Source organism: Streptomyces sp. NPDC060209 (assembly GCF_042728155.1).
Lineage (GTDB): Bacteria > Actinomycetota > Actinomycetes > Streptomycetales > Streptomycetaceae > Streptomyces.
In genome coordinates this window covers 21,858-40,571 of record NZ_JBHWZS010000042.1, presented here as the reverse complement: position 1 = coordinate 40,571, position 18,714 = coordinate 21,858, and the positions used below count along the sequence as shown (strand labels likewise).

General features: G+C 70.9%; 14 protein-coding genes. All 14 read right to left on the bottom strand.

Annotated features, from left to right (window positions below; genetic code table 11):
* Positions 1-37: 37 nt before the first annotated feature.
* Positions 38-1,096 (bottom strand): sugar phosphate isomerase/epimerase family protein, encoded by a 1,059-nt coding sequence (locus ACFWFI_RS11515; RefSeq protein ID WP_387388020.1) that lies wholly within the window; start codon positions 1,094-1,096, stop codon positions 38-40.
* A 39-nt stretch (positions 1,097-1,135) separates the two neighbouring features.
* Positions 1,136-2,521, bottom strand: a complete 1,386-nt coding sequence (locus ACFWFI_RS11510; RefSeq protein WP_387388018.1) for a nucleotide pyrophosphatase/phosphodiesterase family protein — start codon at positions 2,519-2,521, stop codon at positions 1,136-1,138.
* Complete coding sequence (eboE, locus tag ACFWFI_RS11505) at positions 2,518-3,693, bottom strand: metabolite traffic protein EboE (protein ID WP_387388017.1); 1,176 nt, start codon at positions 3,691-3,693, stop codon at positions 2,518-2,520. The genes ACFWFI_RS11510 and eboE overlap by 4 nt, the downstream gene beginning before the upstream one ends.
* A gap of 3 nt (positions 3,694-3,696) precedes the next feature.
* The gene (locus ACFWFI_RS11500; protein WP_387388016.1) at positions 3,697-4,545 is read right to left on the bottom strand and encodes a TatD family hydrolase; all 849 of its coding nucleotides are present in this window, start codon (positions 4,543-4,545) and stop codon (positions 3,697-3,699) included.
* The gene (locus ACFWFI_RS11495; RefSeq protein ID WP_387388014.1) at positions 4,545-5,174 is read right to left on the bottom strand and encodes an EboA domain-containing protein; all 630 of its coding nucleotides are present in this window, start codon (positions 5,172-5,174) and stop codon (positions 4,545-4,547) included. The genes ACFWFI_RS11500 and ACFWFI_RS11495 overlap by 1 nt, the downstream gene beginning before the upstream one ends.
* Complete coding sequence (locus ACFWFI_RS11490) at positions 5,168-6,031, bottom strand: sugar phosphate isomerase/epimerase family protein (protein ID WP_387388012.1); 864 nt, start codon at positions 6,029-6,031, stop codon at positions 5,168-5,170. The genes ACFWFI_RS11495 and ACFWFI_RS11490 overlap by 7 nt, the downstream gene beginning before the upstream one ends.
* The gene (locus ACFWFI_RS11485) at positions 6,028-7,128 is read right to left on the bottom strand and encodes an SCO3242 family prenyltransferase (protein ID WP_387388011.1); all 1,101 of its coding nucleotides are present in this window, start codon (positions 7,126-7,128) and stop codon (positions 6,028-6,030) included. Before ACFWFI_RS11485 ends, ACFWFI_RS11490 begins: the two co-directional genes overlap by 4 nt.
* Positions 7,125-8,243 carry an inositol-3-phosphate synthase gene (locus ACFWFI_RS11480; protein ID WP_387388010.1) on the bottom strand — a complete coding sequence of 373 codons (1,119 nt, stop codon included), beginning with the start codon at positions 8,241-8,243 and terminating at the stop codon, positions 7,125-7,127. Before ACFWFI_RS11480 ends, ACFWFI_RS11485 begins: the two co-directional genes overlap by 4 nt.
* A 95-nt stretch (positions 8,244-8,338) precedes the next feature.
* Positions 8,339-12,046, bottom strand: coding sequence for a ThuA domain-containing protein (locus tag ACFWFI_RS11475; protein WP_387388008.1), 3,708 nt, complete (start codon positions 12,044-12,046; stop codon positions 8,339-8,341).
* 538 nt (positions 12,047-12,584) lie between these two features.
* Positions 12,585-13,589 carry a sugar phosphate isomerase/epimerase family protein gene (locus ACFWFI_RS11470; RefSeq protein ID WP_387388006.1) on the bottom strand — a complete coding sequence of 335 codons (1,005 nt, stop codon included), beginning with the start codon at positions 13,587-13,589 and terminating at the stop codon, positions 12,585-12,587.
* Positions 13,590-13,601: 12 nt separating this feature from the next.
* Entirely contained in the window at positions 13,602-14,822 is a 1,221-nt protein-coding gene (locus ACFWFI_RS11465) for a Gfo/Idh/MocA family protein (protein WP_387388005.1), read from the bottom strand.
* Positions 14,823-14,869: 47 nt separating this feature from the next.
* On the bottom strand, positions 14,870-15,907 hold the full coding sequence (locus ACFWFI_RS11460) for a substrate-binding domain-containing protein (protein WP_387388003.1): 1,038 nt from the start codon (positions 15,905-15,907) through the stop codon (positions 14,870-14,872).
* 100 nt (positions 15,908-16,007) lie between these two features.
* Positions 16,008-17,060, bottom strand: a complete 1,053-nt coding sequence (locus ACFWFI_RS11455; protein WP_387388001.1) for an ABC transporter permease — start codon at positions 17,058-17,060, stop codon at positions 16,008-16,010.
* Positions 17,057-18,580 carry a sugar ABC transporter ATP-binding protein gene (locus ACFWFI_RS11450; RefSeq protein ID WP_387388000.1) on the bottom strand — a complete coding sequence of 508 codons (1,524 nt, stop codon included), beginning with the start codon at positions 18,578-18,580 and terminating at the stop codon, positions 17,057-17,059. The genes ACFWFI_RS11455 and ACFWFI_RS11450 overlap by 4 nt, the downstream gene beginning before the upstream one ends.
* Positions 18,581-18,714 lie beyond the last annotated feature (134 nt).

The window sequence follows — 18,714 nt, the reverse complement described above, 5'->3', positions numbered from 1 at the left end:
GTTCCTGGAACCGGGCCCCACGCGTATGTCTGCGGCGTCAGTCCCCGCAGCGGCCCTCACGGAGCGAGTGCAGGTGCTCGCTGGACTTGCGGGCGAAGGCGAACGACTCGACCGGGTTGTCGTGCTCGGTCTGCCAGTGGTGGTAGGTGCGGCCGCGGTGGGTGCGCGCGGTGACCCGGCTCAGGAAGTTCTTGTAGTCGATGTCCCCGTCACCGACGTCCGTCATGTTGTAGCCGTCACGGGCGGAGTCGTCCCGGGTGCCGTCCTTGACGTGGAAGAGGGGGTAGCGGTCGGGCTGCTTGAGCACGTAGTCGATGGGGTTGAAGGGCGCCGGTGTGCCGTCCACCCGCTTGCCGAAGCGGAACTGCGCGCAGAACGCCCAGTAGATATCCATCTCGAGATAGACCAGGTCGGGGTCGGTCTCGGCGAGCAGGACGTCGTAGAGGCGCACCTTCGGCTTGTCGGTCGCGAAGGAGAACTCCTCCGCGTGGTTGTGCTGGTAGAACTTCATGCCGCGCTTCCGGGCGGCGGCGCCGTAGGTGTTGAAGTCCTCGGCTGCCCGCTTCCAGCCGTCGACCGTGGAGCCGTACCGGAAGGGCCCTGAGGCCGTGCCGATGTGCTTGAGGCCGAGGGCCTCCGCCTCGTCGAGGACCTTGGTGAGGTTCTGCGCGAAGGAGTAGGCGTCGGGGTTGTTGTCGTCGTAGTAGTTGACGTGGCTGCCGATGGGGTTGAGGCCGTGGTCCTTGGCCAGCCTCTTGAGCTGGGCGAGGGTGATGGCGCCGGCCGAGCCCTGGGTGTATCCGGCGAACTCGATCTCGTCGTAGCCGTACTTCTCGAGCTCGGCGAAGACGGGGGCGAAGCCGAGAGTGGAGACCTTGTCCCGGAGGCTGTAGAGCTGGATGCCGAGGCGGCCGGGGGGCAGGACCGCGCGGCCCTTGCCGTGGCCGTGGTCGTTCCCATGGCCGCCTTGCGGGCTCGCGGCCTGGGCCGCTGCGCCGCTGAGGAGGGTCGCTGCCGTGGCTCCGGCGGCGACGCCCAGGACGTTGCGGCGGCTCAGTCTGCGCGCGAGCTCGGGGTCCTTCGGGGTGCGGCTCATGATCACAAATCTCCTTGTGAGCGTGCGGGGGGAGGATTGTCAGTGCAGTCCTGCAAGCTGGAGGAGCAAGGACTTCACTTCGGTGGCCTGGACTCGGCCGTTGAACGCGTGGGGGGTGGAGCAGAGGATGAGCGGACCTTCGTCGTCGCTCGTGGGGAGGCGGCCGTGGCTGCCGCGGATAGGTGAGGGATCCAGGGGGACGACCGCCATGCGGTAGCGCATCCCGAGCTTCTTGCGGGCGACCGCCGAGGCGGCCTTGACCCGGACATAGGGGTCCTGGGGGTCCATGAAGAGCTCTACGGGGTCGTAGCCCGGCTTGCGGTGGATCTCGACGAGCTGCGCGAAGTCGGGTGCGCGGTCGTCGTCGAGCCAGTAGTAGTACGTGAACCAGGCGTCCTTCTCCGCGACGGCGACGAGCTCGCCGGAGCGGGGGTGGTCCAGATGGTTGGCCTTCTTGCCCTCGTCGTCGAGGAGCTCCGCGATGCCGGGCAGGTCCGCCAGGGCTTCCCGGGTCGCTTCCAGGTCCTCGGGCCGGCGTACGTAGACGTGGGCGAGCTGGTGGTCGGCGACCGCGAAGGCACGGGAGGTCATCGGGTCGAGGTACTCCATGCCGTCCTGGGTGTGGACCTCCAGCAGGCCGGCGCGGCGCAGGGCGCGGTTGATGTCGACGGGCCGGTCGACGCGTGTGATGCCGTACTCGGAGAGCGCGACGACGGTGCGGCCGGCTGCCCTGGCGTCGTCGAGCAGGGGTGCCACGGCGCGGTCGAGGTCGGCCGCTGCTCGATGGGAGCGGGGGTCGTCGGGGCCGAAGCGCTGGAGGTCGTAGTCGAGGTGCGGCAGATAGCAGAGGGCCAGGTCGGGGTTGCGGGTGGCGAGGATGTGCCGGGTGGCGTCGATGATCCACTGCGAGGAGACGAGGTCGGCTCCGGGCCCCCAGAAGTGGAAGAGGGGGAAGGTGCCGAGTTTCTCCGTCAGTTCGTCGTGCAGCGCCGGGGGCCTGGTGTAGCAGTCGGGTTCCTTGCGGCCGTCGGCGTAGTACACGGGACGCGGCGTGACGGTCCAGTCGGTTTCGGCGCCCATCGCGTACCACCAGCAGATGTTGGCGACGGTGTAGCCCGGGTGGGCGCGCCTGGCGGCGTCCCAGAGCTTGTCCCCCTCGACGAGACCGTTGTGCTGGCGCCACAGCAGCACGTCACCGAGCTCGCGGAAGTACCAGCCGTTGGCGACGATGCCGTGTTCGGCGGGGGTGGTGCCGGTGAGGAAGGTGGACTGGGCGGCGCAGGTGACGGCGGGCAGCACGGTCGAGAGGGGTGCCTTCGATCCGGCCATGGCCCGGAGGTTCGGCATGTGCTGGAGCAGCTGAGGCGTGAGGCCGACGACGTCGAGGACGAGGAGCGGGGTGGGGTGCGTGCCGGGTGCGGTCACGGGAGCTCCTTGAGTCCGAGGTCGGCGAGCAGGTCGCGGGCGAGGGTGAGTTCGGCGGCGATCCCGTCGGCGAGCTGGGTGCGGGTGCGCGGCCGCAGTTCGGCGGGGAGCGCCTGCCAGGTGTACGTCTCGACCTCGAGGTGCCGGGTGAGGGGCGCGGGCCCGCCGACGAGCCTGTTCAGCACGGCCTGGAGAACGGGGAGTGTGGAGGTGAGCGGGGGTGCGGGTGGCGCGTGCAGGGGGACGTGGAAGTGGGAGCGCCAGGGCGTGCTGTCGGGGAGCACGCCGCCGGACACCGCCTCCTCGAGATCGTCGGTTCCGCGCAGGCCCGCCGTGGTGAGGGTCCGTGTCTGGTGCAGGAAGCGGGGTTCGGCGAAGGCACCCAGCGCCTCGCGCACCTCGGGCAGGTGCGGGTGTTCGGCGTGCAGCGCCGCGGAGAGCTGGGCCTTGACGACGGGGATCCCGGCCGCGCGCAGGGCGTCGAGAGCGGTGTCCGGGTCCTCGAAGGAGGTGGCGAGGTGACAGGTGTCGACGCAGATGCCGATGCGGTCGTGGCTCACCTCGGTGAGGGGGCCGATGGCGTCGGCGGTGGTCTCCACGGTGCAGCCCGGCTCGGGTTCGAGGCCGATCCTGATGGCCTTGCCGGTCAGCTCGGCGAGGGCGTCGAGCCGCTGTGCCAGCGTGCTGAGTGCCTTACGGGCCGTGCCGGCCGCCGTGGGGTCGTCGGCGAACGGAGTGCGCCAGGCTATGGGCAGGGTGGAGATGGTGCCTTCGGTGACGTCGTCGGGGAGCAGGGCGGCGAGCAGCCTGGCCAGGTCGGTGGTGTGGGCGAGCCGCTCGGGATCGGTCCAGTCCGGTGTGTAGACGCGGTACTTGACCTCCTGGGCCCCGAAGCCCTCGTAGGGGAAGCCGTTGAGGGTGACCACTTCGAGACCGCGGTGTTCGAGCTCGCCGCGCAGCGAGCGCAGCGCGGCGGGGTCGTTGATCAGGGCGCGGGCGGCGTCCCTGGCGAGCCAGAGGCCGATGCCGATGCGGTCCCGGCCGAGCCGTTTGCGCACGGGCTCGCAGTGGTCGCGCAGTTGGGCGCGGACTCCTTCGAGGGTTTCGGCCGGGTGCACGTTGGTGCAGTACGCGAGGTGGACCGTGGAGCCGTCCGGGTGGCGGAAGCGCATGCTTCACTCCCCGCCGCGGAGAATGGAGTTGCCCTCGTGCAGCGCGGCGGGGGCGGCGGTGTCGAGCTGGAGACGGCCGCTCTGCCCGTAGAAGGCGACGGGGTTGCGCCAGAGCACCTTGTCGACTTCGTCCTCGTCGAATCCGGCCTTCAGCATGGTGTCGGCGACCTTGCGGGTCTTCAGCGGGTCGCTCTTTCCCCAGTCGGCGGCCGAGTTGACGAGGATCCTGTCGGTGCCGTGGTTCCGCAGGACCGTGATCATCCGGTCCTCGTCCATCTTGGTGTCGGGATAGATGGAGAAGCCGGCCCAGCAGCCGCTGTCCAGGGCGTCCTTCACGGTCGTCTCGTTGAGGTGGTCGAGCAGTACGAACTCCGGGGAGAGGTCGGATTCCCGGACGACGTCGATGGTGCGGCGCAGCCCGGCGAGTTTGTCGCGGTGGGGGGTGTGGACGAGTGCGGGGAGACCGTGTTCGGCGGCGAGCTGGAGCTGGGTCGCGAGCGCGGTGTCCTCGGCGGGGGTCATCGAGTCGTAGCCGATCTCACCGACGGCGACGACGGAGTCCTTGACGAGGTAGCGGGGCAGGGCGTCCAGGACGGGGGTGCAGCGGGGGTCGTTCGCCTCCTTGGGGTTGAGGGCGAGCGTGCAGTGGTGGGCGATGCCGTACTGGGAGGCGCGGAAGGGCTCCCAGCCGAGGAGGGCGTCGAAGTAGTCGAAGAAGCTGGCGGGCGAGGTGCGGGGCTGGCCGAGCCAGAAGGAGGGTTCGACGAGGGCGCGGACCCCGGCGTCGTACATCGCCTGGTAGTCGTCCGTGGTGCGGGAGGTCATGTGGATGTGGGGGTCGAAGATACGCATCAGGACTCCTCCGTGGGGGCGGGGGCGGGCGCCGGGGCCGTGAGGTCGAGGACGGTCCGCAGACCGGCGGGGACGGCACGCCCCGCCGCTGTGCGCTCTGCTGCGAAGTCGCCCAGCATTCGGGCCAGTTCGGCGTCCCCGCTGGATCGCTCACCGAGTCGGTCGAGGGCCTCGACGGGGACCTCGGTGAAGAGGCATTTGAGGACGGCGTGCCGCCAGCCGTGCGCGTCGAGGTGAGCCGCGCCGTACGGGCCGACGGCCGCGGCGACCAGCCGGGTGTCGTTGGTGCGCAGGGCGTCCTCGACGAGCGGGAGTGCGGTGGCGCCGAGGTCGAGCCTGTGCAGGGTGAGGAGGACGGCGCGGCGTTCGGCGGCGGTGCCCTGCTCGTAGAGCCTCGTCACGGCGGGCAGCCCCGCCCGGGCCTCGACCAGCAGCAGCGCGCGCACGGAATCGGCGTGTTCGAGTCCGCAGTGTCTTCCCGCCGAGGCGAACCGCAGCTCCCAGGGTGGGTTACCGCTGTCCGCGTCGGGGTGGGCCGCGGCGTGCGCGGCCTCGGCGAGCGCTTCGTCGAGCCAGGCCCTCTCCGCCCCTCGGAGCAGGTCGTCGAGTTCCTTGCGGCTGATCAGCACGGTGCGGCTCCGTTCGTCGTCCCGGTGGCCCGGCGCAGGAAGTCGATGGAGGTGCGGGCGAGTTCGGGCCCCGCGTGGGAGTGCCGGGGCAGTTCGACGACGGTGAGGCCGGCGTATCCGGTGGAGGCGAGCGCTTCGAGCACCGGCGGGAAGTCGATCTCGCCGTCACCGAACGGCAGGTGCTCGTGGACACCGCGCCGCATGTCCTCGATCTGGACGTGGCGCAGCCAGGGGGCGGCTTCCTTCACACAGTCGACGGGTGAGGCGGGCTCCAGGCACTGGCAGTGGCCTATGTCGAGGGTGAGCCCGAGCGGGCCCGGGTCACCGAGGAGGGTGCGGAGGTGGTGGAAGTCGGCGAGCGTGGCGAGGAGGTGCCCGGGTTCCGGTTCGACGGCGAGGGGGATGCCCGCGCGGTCGGCGGCGTCCAGTACGAGGGCGAGTGCGCCGGTCAGCCGCTTCCAGGCGGTGTCGGTGGTGGTGTCCGGCGGGGTGATGCCACTGAAGCAGTGCACGGCGTGGGCACCGAGGTCGGCGGCCACCTCGACGGCGCGGACGAGCAGTGCCGCGCGGGCCGCGCGGGCGTCGGGGTCGGGGTCGAGGAGGGACGGACCGTGTTTGCGCCGGGGGTCGAGAACGTAGCGCGCGCCGGTCTCGACGGTGACTCCGAGACCCAGTCCGGTGAGCCTGCGTGCGACCTGGCGGGTGCGGGCGGCGAGGTCCGGCGCGAGCGGGTCGAGGTGCATGTGGTCGAGGGTCAGGCCGACCCCGTCGTAGCCGAGGTCGGCGAGGAGGCCGAGGGCGTCGTCGAGCCGGAGGTCGGTGAGTCCGTTGGTGCCGTAGCCGAGGCGGAGGGTCATGTGGGGCTCACCTTCCGGGAGAGCGCGCGGGCGAGGGGTACGAGCCCCATGGCCGCGAGCCCGACGAGGGGCGCCCCGGCCCTGGCCGCGAGTGCGGCCTGCAGCGGGATCATCGCCCGGATACCACCGCCGACCGCGCGTTGGGTGAGGGGCGGGGAGGGGTTGAGGGCGGCATGGAGAAGGGGGACCGCGGAGGTACGGAGGTAGGCGGCGGCGAAGGCGGGGAGCAGGATCCGTTCGGCCGCGGCGGGAGTGCGGGGTGGCTCCCCCGGCGCCGGCCGGCCGCGCAGGACTGCGGCCGCGAGTCCCGCGACACCGGCCAACGCCGCCAGCGGTGCGGCCGTGGAGCCGCCCTGCGCCTCGTGCCGGGATACGGCGGTCACGGCGTAGGTGTGCGCTCCGAGCGCGAGGGCGGCGGGGAGCGCGGCGGAGCGGGCGCGGGCGGTGACCGGCCGCCCGCCGGTGGCGGACCGGGCGGCCGTCATGGTTGTGGCCGTGGCCGCAGACGCTGTCGCGCCGAGCAGCAGGTCCAAGGTGCGGGCCGAGGCCATCGCGGCCGGTCCCAGCTTCGTGTGTTTGAGATGCAGGTCGTAGGCCCAGACCGTGGCCGCCAGGCCGGATGCCACGGCCAGGGCGGGCCGGCCCGCGCGGGCGGCCAGGGCCAGACCCGCCGCCGTCAGTGCGCCCGCTGCCGCCAGGGCGGCCCCCGGTGCGACACGGCCCGAGGGGATCGGGCGGTGCGGGCGGTCGACGGCGTCCTCCTCGCGATCCGCCCAGTCGTTGAGCGCCATGCCCGCCTCGTACAGGCACAACGACGCGCCGACGGCGAGTGCGGTGCCCCGGCCGGGACGCCGACCCGCGGCGGCCGCCCCGGCGAGCGCGTCACCGGGCACGGTGAACAGCGCGGACACACGGAGCAGTTCCGCCCAGGCCCGCAGGCGCGCCCGGGCGCCGGGCCTGTCCGGTGCGGGCGCAGTCCCGCTCGCACCGGACAGGCTGTCTGGGGGGACCCGTACGGGGGTGGCCGCGGCCACGGGGCCGGCACCGAGCAGCCGCGGGGAGCCGGTCACGGCCGCGAGCAGCCGGAGGGGCCTCATCGCGCCGCCCGCAGGCGTTCGGCGAAGGCCAGCAGTGCCGCGTACTGCTCGGGCAGCCCGGCCGGGCCGCCGTCCGGGTCCTTGAAGTAGAAGCCCAGTTCGGGCCGCGGTCCCGTCAGGCCCGTCTCGTGGGCGCGGGCCAGCAGCCGGGCCAGATCCAGGACCAGCGGTGCGGCGAGGGCGGAGTCGCAGCCCTGCCAGATCGTCTGGAGGATCATCCGCGAGCCGAGGAATCCGTCGAAGGCGATGTGGTCCCACGCCGTCTTCCAGTCCCCCATCGCCGGTACGTCGTCGATGTGGACCTCGCCCTCCGGGGCCGCGCCGAGGGTGTCTGCGAGTACGCGCTCCTTGCCCGCGTTCTTGGCGGCCGCCGCGGCCGGGTCGGCCAGCGCCGCCCCGTCCCCGCCGCCCAGGAGGTTCGTGCCCGACCACGCACGCACCGGCAGCGCGCGCTGGACGAACATCGGCGCGAGCACGGAACGGAGCAGCGTCTGGCCCGTCTTGCCGTCGCGTCCGGCGTGGGGAAGGCCGCAGGAGTCGACGGCGTCCTTCAGGTGCGGGCTGCGCAGCCCTGTGGACGGGGTGAAGTTGACGTACGGGCAGCCCGCGCGGAGTGCGGCCGCCGCGTAGAGGGAACTGGCCGGCAGCCTGGAGTCGTCCTCGCCGGGGGCCGGTTCGGTCGAGGCGACGTTGATGACGACCGTGCGGGCCAGTCCGTGGCGGTGGGCGAAGTCCTGGATGTCGGCGGCGAAGGCCGCGATGAGTTCCTTGTCGGTGCGGGTGTCACCCGGGAGCGGGCCGCCGGGGCGTATCTCCGCGTCCGCGGTGGCGAGTTCGGCCTCGACGGCCGAGGGGAGCCCGTACGGGAGCACTCCGCCGGCCGCGAGGGCCTCGGCCCGCTTGGGCAGCGGGCAGTCGAGGGTGTCGTGGCCGCCGAAGACGAGGGAGGTCAGCGGTGGCAGCCCGGTGCCGGTGAAGGGTGGTGTCTCGGTGACCATGCCGGTCGGCGGGTGGAGCCCGGCCGCGACGGCCGCGCACCCCGCGGTGGCGGTGGTGGCGACGGAGCCGCGTGCTCCTATGAACCAGACTCCGGTACGAACGGCATGTGCGGTCACGGGCTGCCTCCCAGGGGGGATGAAGAGGGGTGGTGAACGGTGGGCGGGGAAGAACCGTGCTTCCCCGCCCACCGCCGGCGCAGGAGGTGGCCGCCCTACGTCGAGGGCAGCTCCTTCAGCTGGATGTTGCGGAAGGACACCTGGTCGTCGGCTCCGTGGTTCTGGAGACCGATGTAGCCGTCCTTGAGACTGCGGGCCGGGTCGGTGTTGGTGAAGTCGTTGATCTTCACCCCGTTGAGGAAGACCTGGAGCCGCTCGCCCTGGACCTTGATCTCGTAGCTGTTCCACTGGCCGGGCGGCCGCAGAACCTGGTCACGGGCCTTGATGTTCGCGGACTTGAAGGTGTAGACCGCGCCGGTCGTGCGGTCCGCCGCGTCGGTGGCGTCGATCTGGACCTCGTAGCCGTTGTTCACCGCGGACCACGGGTCGTCCGACTCGGGGAACCCTACGAAGACACCGGAGTTGTCATCGCCCGCCATCTTCCAGTCGAGCTTCAGCGAGTAGGACTTCAGCTCCTTGGCCTGGTAGGTCAGCAGCCCCATGCCGCCCTCGGAGCGCAGCTCACCGTCGGCCACGGCGAACTTCCCCGGGCCGGCCTGCTTCCACCCTTCGAGCGTCTTCCCGTTGAAGATCGACCGGTAGCCGGTGTCCGGCTTGCAGTTGGCCTTCACCTGTCCGGCCGCGTAGCGCAGACCGCCCGTCAGGTGCTGGCGGAAGGCGGGTTCGGCGTAGGACTCCTTGGTGTGGCCGAGGCCGGTGTAGAAGGAGCGGCCGCCCTGGTACGCCTGGCACCAGGAGATCGGGTGGTCGCCCTTCATCTTGCCGCCGGTGTAGGTGGTCTCGTCCAGGGTGGCGAGGACCTGCGCCTTGTCCCGGGGGTTGGTGCGGTAGTTGTACCACTCGTCGGTACGGTCCCAGGCCTCGTCCAGGTGCGCGGTCGCCGGGTGGTCGTGGTTCTCCACACGGACGGTCGCGGGCTGGATCTGCGGGTGCGAGTCGAAGTAGGCCCCGACGAGACCGCCGTAGAACTCCCAGTCGTACTCGGTGTCGGCGGCCGCGTGGACGCCCATGTAGCCGCCGCCGGTGGCCACGAAGTTCTCGAAGGCCTTCTGCTGGTCGGCGTTGAGGATGTCACCGGTCGTGGACAGGAAGACGACGGCGTCGTAGCGGGCCAGGTTGCTGGTGGTGAACTGGCCCGCCTCCTCCGTGGAGTCGACCGTGATGTTGGTGTCCTTGCCGAGCTCCTTCAGCGCGGCGATGCCCTCGGGGATCGAGTCGTGCCGGAAGCCGCCCGTCTTGGAGAAGACGAGGACGCGCTTGGCGGTCCGGTCGACGGGGCTGTTCGAGAGCTCGAAGTCGTCCACGTCGTACAGGGCTCCCGCCCCGCCCTTGAAGACCAGGAAGAGTTCCGTGGCCTTCTTCGGTGCGCCGCGCAGCGGCACGTCGATGTCCTGGAACGTGTCCCAGCTGCCGGTCACCGGGACGGGCGCGGAGCCGAGGATCTTTCCGGTGGGCGATCCGGCCCGCACTTCGAGGAAGCCTCCCGCGCCGGCCGAGGAGGTACGGGCGGTGAGCTTGGTGGAGCCGTCGAGGATGTACGGGGTGAAGGAGATCCAGTCGTCGTTGTCGATGTCGCCGACGGTCCTGCCGCCGTGGGCGCTCGTCTTGCTCGGGGTGGTGATGCCGGAGGAGTTGTCGAAGTGCTCGGCCTGGCGGTGGCGCGGCTGGAGCTTCGCCCCGTCACGGCCGGTCAGTGCGGCCTGTCCGCCGCCGCCACCGTCGGTGTAGGACGCGGAGATCCCGCCGTAGATGTTGGCGTTCGGGTCGTGGCCGCCCTCCATGGCGGTCTTGATGGTGCCTTCGCAGCCGTGCTCCGTGGTGATGTCATGGCCGTGGCTGTCGTGTCCCAGGGTGAACTTGACCTCGACCTTGGTGCAGTCGATGGTGCCGTCCTCCGGGTCCGTGACGGTCACCTTGAAGGGCACCTCGTCGCCGAAGTCGAACGGCTGTCCGTCGGCCGGGGCCTGCAGCACGACGGTGGGCGCCGTGTTGCCGACGGTGACGTGCACGCTCGCCGAACCGGTGCGGCCCGTCGGGTCCTTGGCGGTCACGGTGGCGACGTAGGTGCCGTTCTTCTTGTACGTGTACGTGGGGTCGGCGGCCGTGGACTTGCCGCCGTCGCCGAAGTCCCAGGCGTACGTCAGTGCGTCGCCGTCACCGTCGGTCGTACCGGCGGAGGAGAACTTCACCTTGAGCGGTGCGACACCCGAGGTCTTGTTCGAGGAGGCCTCGGCGATGGGTGAGCGGCCACCGGTGGCGTTCTCGATGCGGTACAGCGCCGAGTGCTCGTCACCGCCGAACCAGGAGAGGCCGTAGTCCAGGACGTACAGCGCGCCGTCGGGGCCGAAGGCCATGTCCATGATCTGGGTGCCGGTCCACGGGATGTCGTTGACGGACTGGACGGCGCCGCCGGCGTCCTGCTCGATGCGCTTGATCCACTGCCGGCCGAACTCTCCGGCGAAGAAGTCCCCGTCGTACTCCTCCGGGAACTTCACCGGCGAGTCGAGGTCCGCGTCGTAGCGGTAGACGGGTCCGCCCATCGGGGACTCCGAGCCGGTGCCGAACTCGGGCACGGACGCGCCGTCGTACGGGATCCAGGCGGCCTGCGCGGGCGGCAGGTCGACGAGGCCGGTGTTGTGTGCCGACTCGTTCTTCGGGGCGGCGCAGTCGAAGGCCGGGCCGGAGGTCTGGGTCGCGAAGTCGTAGTCCCGGAAGGGGTCGTTGGCCCCGGTGCAGTACGGCCAGCCGAAGTTGCCGGCCTTCGTGACCCGGGCGAACTCCACCTGTCCGGCGGGGCCGCGGTTCGGGTCGGCCGCGCCGGCGTCCGGGCCGTAGTCACCCACGTAGAGGATGCCGGTGGCCTTGTCGACGCTGAAGCGGAACGGGTTGCGGAAGCCCATCGCGTAGATCTCGGCGCGGGTCTTCTCCGTTCCGGGCGCGAAGAGGTTGCCTTCGGGCACGGTGTACGAGCCGTCGTCGGCGACCTTGATGCGCAGGACCTTGCCACGCAGGTCGTTGGTGTTGCCGGAGGTGCGGCGGGCGTCGAACGCCGGGTTCCGGTCGGGACGGTCGTCGAGCGGGGAGAATCCGTCGGAGGCGAAGGGGTTGGAGTCGTCACCCGTCGAGAGGTAGAGGTTGCCCTGCGCGTCGAAGTCGATGTCTCCGCCGACGTGGCAGCAGATGCCGCGCGAGGCGGGGATGTCGAGGACCTTCTTCTCGCTGGCGTTGTCGAGGGTGCCGTCCTCGTTGAGCACGAAGCGGGAGAGCCGGTTCACACCGTCGAACTTCGCGAAGTCGGCGGCGGTGCCGTTCTCCGGGGCGTCGCCGGCGGGGGTGTCCAGCGGGGGCGCGTAGTAGAGGTAGATCGCCCGGTTCTCCGCGAAGCCGGGGTCGATCCCGACGCCCTGGAGGCCTTCCTCGTCGTGCGAGTAGACGGGGATGGTGCCGGAGACCCGGGTGTTGCCCGAGCTGTCCGTGATCCGCAGCTCGCCGCTTCGAGAGGTGTGCAGCACGCTGCGGTCGGGGAGCACCGCCAGCGACATGGGCTCGCCGGTCTCGGCTGCGCCCTTGGCGAGGGTGACCTGCTGGAAGTCCTCGGCTGCGTCCTGCGCGGCTGCCGCCCGGGAGGCGTCGGCGGTGGCGGCCGGCGAGGAGCCCAGGGTGAGGGTTGCGGCGGCGAGCAGTCCGCCGGTGAAGAGGGCGAGTGATTTTCGGGCGCGGAGCCGTCTGCTGCTTCTGTGCACGTGCGTCCTCCGGAGTGTGCCGGTTGTTCGGGCGGGTGCGGTCTGCCGTTCCGCGCGGGGACTGCCGCGCTCGTCGCCGGGACTGTGGGGCCCCGGTGACGCGAGTCATGTCGTGTACACGTAGGGGACGGTAGCTGTGTTCGTCCGCTACGGAAAGCCCTTGCGCAGGGACTGAGTTGAACTTTTGCCCGGGGCAGGACAAAGAGGGTTCAGGGCATGGCGAACCGCACCCTGACCCCTGTGCGGGACCGGGCTCGAAGTTGCCCTCGGCCTCCCCCGGGCCTCGTCGGGGGGCGACGGGGCTTGACCCTGCAGCAGAATCAAGCCCCGCCAGCGCTCGGGGCGCTGGGCCCCTGGGGCTCCGCCCCGGCTGGGGTCTTTCGTTTGGATCAGGCCGGATCAGTGAGCGGGGTCCGGTGCCGTGGATCGCAAGGCGGAGGAGGGAGGCAGGACGGAGCCATGCCTCCCTCCTTTGCCGACAACGCGGCGAGGTGCGGCACCAGGGCACGCGAGCCCGGCAGGATCCGAACGAGAGGTCCTAGTTCCCTCCGCCGAACGCCGCGTCGAACGAGGCGCTCGGCGGGTCGAAGTCGAACCGCTTCAACGAGGCCAGCGCCTCCGGCGCCCCCGTCAGCCGGTCCATGCCCGCGTCCTCCCACTCCACGGAGACGGGCCCCTCGTATCCGATGGACCGCAGCATCCGGAAGACGTCCTCCCAGGGCACGTCGCCGTGCCCCGCCGAGACGAAGTCCCAGCCGCGCCGTGGATCGCCCCACGGCAGGTGGGAGCCGAGACGCCCGTTGCGCCCGTCGAGACGCTTGCGGGCCTCCTTGCAGTCCACGTGGTAGATCCGGTCCCGGAAGTCGTACAGGAAGCCGACCGGGTCGAGGTCCTGCCACACGAAGTGGCTCGGGTCGAAGTTCAGCCCGAACGCGGGCCGGTGGCCCACGGCCTCCAGGGCGCGGTGCGTGGTCCAGTAGTCGTACGCGATCTCGCTCGGGTGCACCTCGTGGGCGAAGCGCACCCCCTCGGCGTCGAAGACGTCCAGGATCGGGTTCCACCGCTCCGCGAAGTCCTCGTAGCCGCGTTCGATCATGTGCGGCGGGACCGGCGGGAACATGGCGACCAGGTGCCAGATCGAGGACCCGGTGAAGCCGATGACCGTATCGACCCCGAAGGCGGCAGCCGCGCGGGCGGTGTTCTTGATCTCTTCGGCCGCCCGCCGGCGTACGCCTTCGGGCTCCCCGTCCCCCCAGATGCGGGCGGGCACGATGCCCTGGTGGCGCTCGTCGATCGGGCTGTCGCAGACCGCCTGGCCGACCAGGTGGTTGGAGACCGCCCAGCACTTGAGGCCGTACTTGTCGAGAAGCTGTCGCCGGCCGTCGATGTAGCCGGGGTCCGACAGAGCCTTGTCGACCTCGAAGTGATCGCCCCAGCAGGCGAGTTCGAGCCCGTCGTAACCGAAGTCCCGGGCGAGCCGGCAGACCTCCTCCAGCGGCAGGTCGGCCCACTGGCCGGTGAAGAGAGTGAAGGGACGGGGCATGCGCGGAACCTCCTAGAAGGGAACCGGGGTGTGTACGGAGTTCTTGGCGGCACTCTCCTCGACGGCGGCGAGCACCCGCTGCACCTGGAGCCCGTCGGCGAACGAGGGCACGGGGGCGCGCCCTTCGACGATCGTGCGCACCACGTCACGGGCCTGGTGGACGAAGGTGTGCTCGTAGCCCAGACCGTGACCCGGCGGCCACCACGCCTCCAGATAGGGGTGCTGGGGTTCGGTGACGAGGATCCGGCGGAAGCCGGCGCTGGTGGCGGGTTCGGTCTGGTCGTGGAAGGAGAGTTCGTTGAGCCGTTCCAGGTCGAAGGCGATCGACCCCAGTTCCCCGTTGATCTCCAGACGCAGAGCGTTCTTGCGGCCCGCCGCCATCCTGGTCGCCTCGAAGGACGCGAGGGCCCCGGACGCCAGGCGCCCGGTGAACAGTGTCGCGTCGTCGACAGTGACCGCCCCCCGTGCGGTACTGTCCGCGGCGCCCGAGAGCCCGGCCGCGGCGCCGGCGAGCACGGGCCGCTCGCGTACGAAGGTCTCGCTCACCGCCGACACCCCGACAAGCGGTTCCCCGGCCAGGTACTGGGCGAGGTCGACGATGTGCGCCCCGAGGTCTCCCAGTGCGCCGGATCCGGCCCGCTCGCGCTCGAGCCGCCAGGTGAGCGGCGATTCCGGGTCGACGAGCCAGTCCTGGAGGTAGGTGGCCCGTACGTGCCGCAGCCTCCCCAGCCTGCCCTCCTCGATCATCGCGCGGGCGTAGGTGAGGGCGGGCACCTTGCGGTAGTTGAAGCCCACGATCGCCACCTGGCCGCGGGCCGCCGCCCGCTCCGCGGCCTCCACCATGGCTTCCGCCTCGGCGACCGTGTTGGCCAGTGGCTTCTCGCACAGCACGTGCTTGCCCGCTTCGAGCGCGGCGATGGCGATCTCCGCATGGCTGTCGCCGGGGGTGCAGATGTCGACCAGCTGCACATCGTCCCGGGCGATCAGCGCGCGCCAGTCGGTCTCCGCCGCAGCCCACCCGTGCCGGGCTGCGGCGGCCTCGACGGCCGTACGGTCGCGTCCGCAGATCGCGGCCAGAGCGGGTCTCACCGGCAAGTCGAAGACGTGTCCCGCGGTGCGCCACCCCTGGGAGTGGGCGGCACCCATGAACGCGTATCCGACCATGCCGACGCCGAGTGTCGCCGTCGGCGGCGGTGCCTCGGTCTCCTGCTCCGTCTCTTCCCTACGGGCCATGCGGGCTTCCTCCTCGTCGGTGGTTCGGTGGCGGCGGCGGTGCTGGATCAGCTGAAGCCCGTCGGCAGGTACTGGTCGATGTTCTCCTTCGTGACCACGGCGGAGTACAGGGTCAGCGAAGTCGGGATCTCCATCTCGGAGAGGCCCGCGATGCCCTTGCTCTGGCCCAGGGCGCGCGCCAGGTCGATCGCGGAGGCGGCCATCGTGGGCGGGTAGAGCACGGTGGCCTTCAGGACGCTGTTGTCGGCCTTGATGGCGTCCATCGCGGACTTCGCGCCTGCCCCGCCGACCATGATGAACTCGTCGCGGCCGGCCTGCTGGATGGCCCGCAGCGCGCCCACGCCCTGGTCGTCGTCGTGGTTCCACAGCGCGTCGAACTGCTTCTGCGCCTGGAGGAGCTGAGCCATCTTGGCCTGGCCCGACTCCACGGTGAAGTCGGCGGCCTGACGGGCCACCAGCTTGACGTTGGAGTAGTTCTTCAGGGCGTCGGCGAAGCCCTGGCTGCGCTGCTTGGTGAGTTCCAGGTTGTCGATGCCGGCGAGCTCGACGACCTTTGCGTTCGCCTTGTCCTTGAGCTGCTCACCGATGTAGTGGCCCGCGTTGAGGCCCATGCCGTAGTTGTCGCCGCCGACCCAGCAGCGGTAGGCCTGGGGCGAGGCGAAGATGCGGTCCAGGTTGACGACCGGGATGCCGGCCTTCATGGCTTCCAGGCCGACCTGGGTGAGCGCCTTGCCGTCGGCGGGGAGGATGACGAGGACGTCGACCTTCTTGTTGATGAGGGTCTTGACCTGGCCGATCTGGGCGGCGGTGTCGTTGGAGCCCTCGGTGATCTCCAGGGTCACCTCGGAGTACTTCTCGGCCCGCGACTTGGCGTTGACGTTGATCGCGTTGAGCCATCCGTGGTCCGCCTGGGGTCCGGCGAAGCCGATGGTGACGGGCGTGCCCGGCTTGTCGTCGGCGGCGGGCTGGTTGCTCTGCGCGGGCGCCTTCTCCTTGGGCTCGTTGCTGGTGCAAGCGGTGAGGAAGGCTCCCGCGGAGACGGCCGCGGTGCCGAAGAGCAGTCCTCTACGGCTGGTTTCTGGCATGGCTGTCAAACCCTTCATCCGGTGCGGTGCATACGGAACAGCGGGTGGGTGATCGGTGCTCTGCGGCGGGTGGTGCCGAGCTCTCCTACGGGAGAGTGACTCAGGTCTCGCCGCCCCGCAGGGTGCGGCGCTGGACGAGGACCGCGGCGACGATGATGGCGCCCTTGGCGATCTGCTGGACGTCGCTCTGCAGATTGTTCAGAGCGAAGATGTTGGTGATCGTGGTGAAGACCAGGACCCCGAGCACGGAGCCGACGATGGTGCCCCGGCCGCCGCTCAGGAGCGTGCCGCCGATGATCGCGGCGGCGATGGCGTCGAGTTCGTACAGATTGCCGTTGGTGTTCTGCCCGGAACCGGACAGGATGATCAGCATGAAGGCGGCGATGCCGCAGCACAGGCCGGAGAGCAGATAGAGGTAGAGCCGCTGGCGTCGTACGTCGATGCCGGCGAGCCTGGCCGCCTCCGCGTTGCCGCCGATGGCGACGGTACGGCGACCGAACGTGGTCCGGTTCAGGATCAGCCAGCCGACGACGGTCACCGCCGCGAAGACCAGGACCAGCGGCGGGACGCCCAGGACGTAGCTGTCTGGCAGGCCCAGGTCGAGGACGGACTGGACGGTGACGATCTGTGTCTTGCCGTCGGTGATCTGCAGGGCGAGCCCGCGGGCCGAGGCGAGCATGGCGAGCGTCGCGATGAAGGGGACCATGCGCCCGTAGGCGATGAGGACCCCGTTGACGAGCCCGGCCGCGAGGCCGACGATCACGGCGGTGAAGAGGATGCCCGCGAAGCCGAAGTCCTGGGTGGCGAGCGTCGTCGCCCAGACGGACGCGAGGGCCACCATCGCGCCGACCGACAGGTCGATGCCGCCGCCGATGATGACCAGGGTCATGCCGACGGTGACGACCCCGATGACGGAGGACTGCGTCAGGATCAGCTGGAGGTTCCCGGTGTCCAGGAACGCGTCCGGTTCGGTGAAGCCGCCGACGGCTATCAGGACGGCGAGGACACCGAGCAGCGACAGGTTGCGGACATCGGCACGCAGGCCGAGTGCGCGCAGGCCACCGCCCTGCTTCGAGGGCGGCGCGGCCGCGGGGCCGGGCACGGTCCCCTTCTCCGGCCCGTGGTGCTGCGCCGACGGTGCGGGCTGTGTCATGACGTCGGGCTCCCTTCCATGACGAGGTCGAGGACACGGTGCTCGTCGAGCTCCCTGGCATCGGCCGTGTGCACGACACGGCCCTCCCGGAGCACCAGCACCCGGTCGGCGAGGCCCAGGACTTCGGGCACTTCGCTGGAGACGAGCAGAACGGCGAGGCCTTCGTCGGCCAGCCGGCGGATCACGGCGTAGAGCTCGGCGCGGGCGCCGACGTCGACGCCGCGGGTCGGTTCGTCGAGCAGCAGGACCCGGCAGCCGCGCAGCAGCCAGCGGGCCAGGACCGCTTTCTGCTGGTTGCCGCCGGAGAGGGTGCGGACAGCGGCGTCCGGGTTGTCGGGCCGCAGGGAGAGTTCGCGGGTCGCGGTCCTGGCGGCCTCGCGCTCGGCGCCCCTGTCGAGCCAGCCGGCGCGGGCGAAGCGGGACAGGGAGGAGACCGAGACGTTGCGGGTGACAGATTCCGTCAACAGCAGTGCCTGCGCCTTGCGTTCCTCCGGTGCCAGGCCGATTCCGGCGGCCACGGCAGCCCGGACACTGCCGGCGCGCAGCGGCGTGCCGTCGACGAGGACGCGGCCCGCCGTCGGTTTCCGGGCGCCGTAGACGGTCTCCAGTATCTCGGAGCGCCCGGAGCCGACGAGCCCGGCCAGGCCGACGATCTCGCCGGGCCTCAACTCCAGGTCGACCGGCTCGAACTCGCCCTTCCGGCACAGTCCTTCGACCTTCAGCACCGGAGCGGCAGTGGCCCGGGCCCCGGGGGCGGGCCGCTCGGGGAAGACGTACTCGACGTTGCGGCCGGTCATCATGGCGACGACGTCGCGCGTGGGGGTGGACTTGGCGGGGAGCCCCACGGCGACGGCCCTGCCGTCCTTGAGCACGGTCACCCGGTCACCGATGCGGCGGATCTCCTCCAGCCGGTGCGAGATGTAGACGACGGCCACGCCGTCGGCGGTGAGCCCGTCGACGATGCGGAAGAGGTTGTCGACCTCGTCGGGGTCGAGCGCGGCGGACGGCTCGTCCATCACAATGAGCCGTACGTCGTGGGAGAGGGCCCGCGCCATGGAGACGATCTGCTGGTGGGCGGCGGAGAGGTCACCGACCAGGCGGGCGGGGTCGATCTCCGGGTGTCCCAGGCGCTTCAGGAGCGCGGCGGCCCCGGTGCGGGCTTCGCGGGTCCGCACGACGAAGCCCGCGCTGGTCGGTTCGTGTCCGAGGAAGACGTTCTCGGCGACCGACAGCCCCTCCACCAGGTCGAGTTCCTGGTAGATGGTGGCGATTCCCAGCCGCATCGCCGTGATCGGCGAGGCCAGCTGGACGGGTTCGCCCTGCCAGGTGATGGCGCCGCCGTCGGGCTGGTGGGCCCCGGCAAGCACCTTGATGAGCGTGGACTTGCCGGCGCCGTTCTGGCCGAGGAGACAGTGGACTTCGCCGGCCAGCACCTCCAGGTCCACGCCGTCGAGGGCGCGCACTCCGGGGAACGACTTGGTGATGCCGGACATCGTGAGCAGGGGTGGTTCTGGTGCCATGACGAATCCCCTCGGCGAACGAGGTCTCCCCTGATCGAGCGGAACCGAGAGCTCGGGGGAAGGCCGGTGAGCGGGCAGGGCGCAGTGCCGGCGGTGCCGTACTGCTGACGGAACTGCTGGTCGGTACTGCGGTG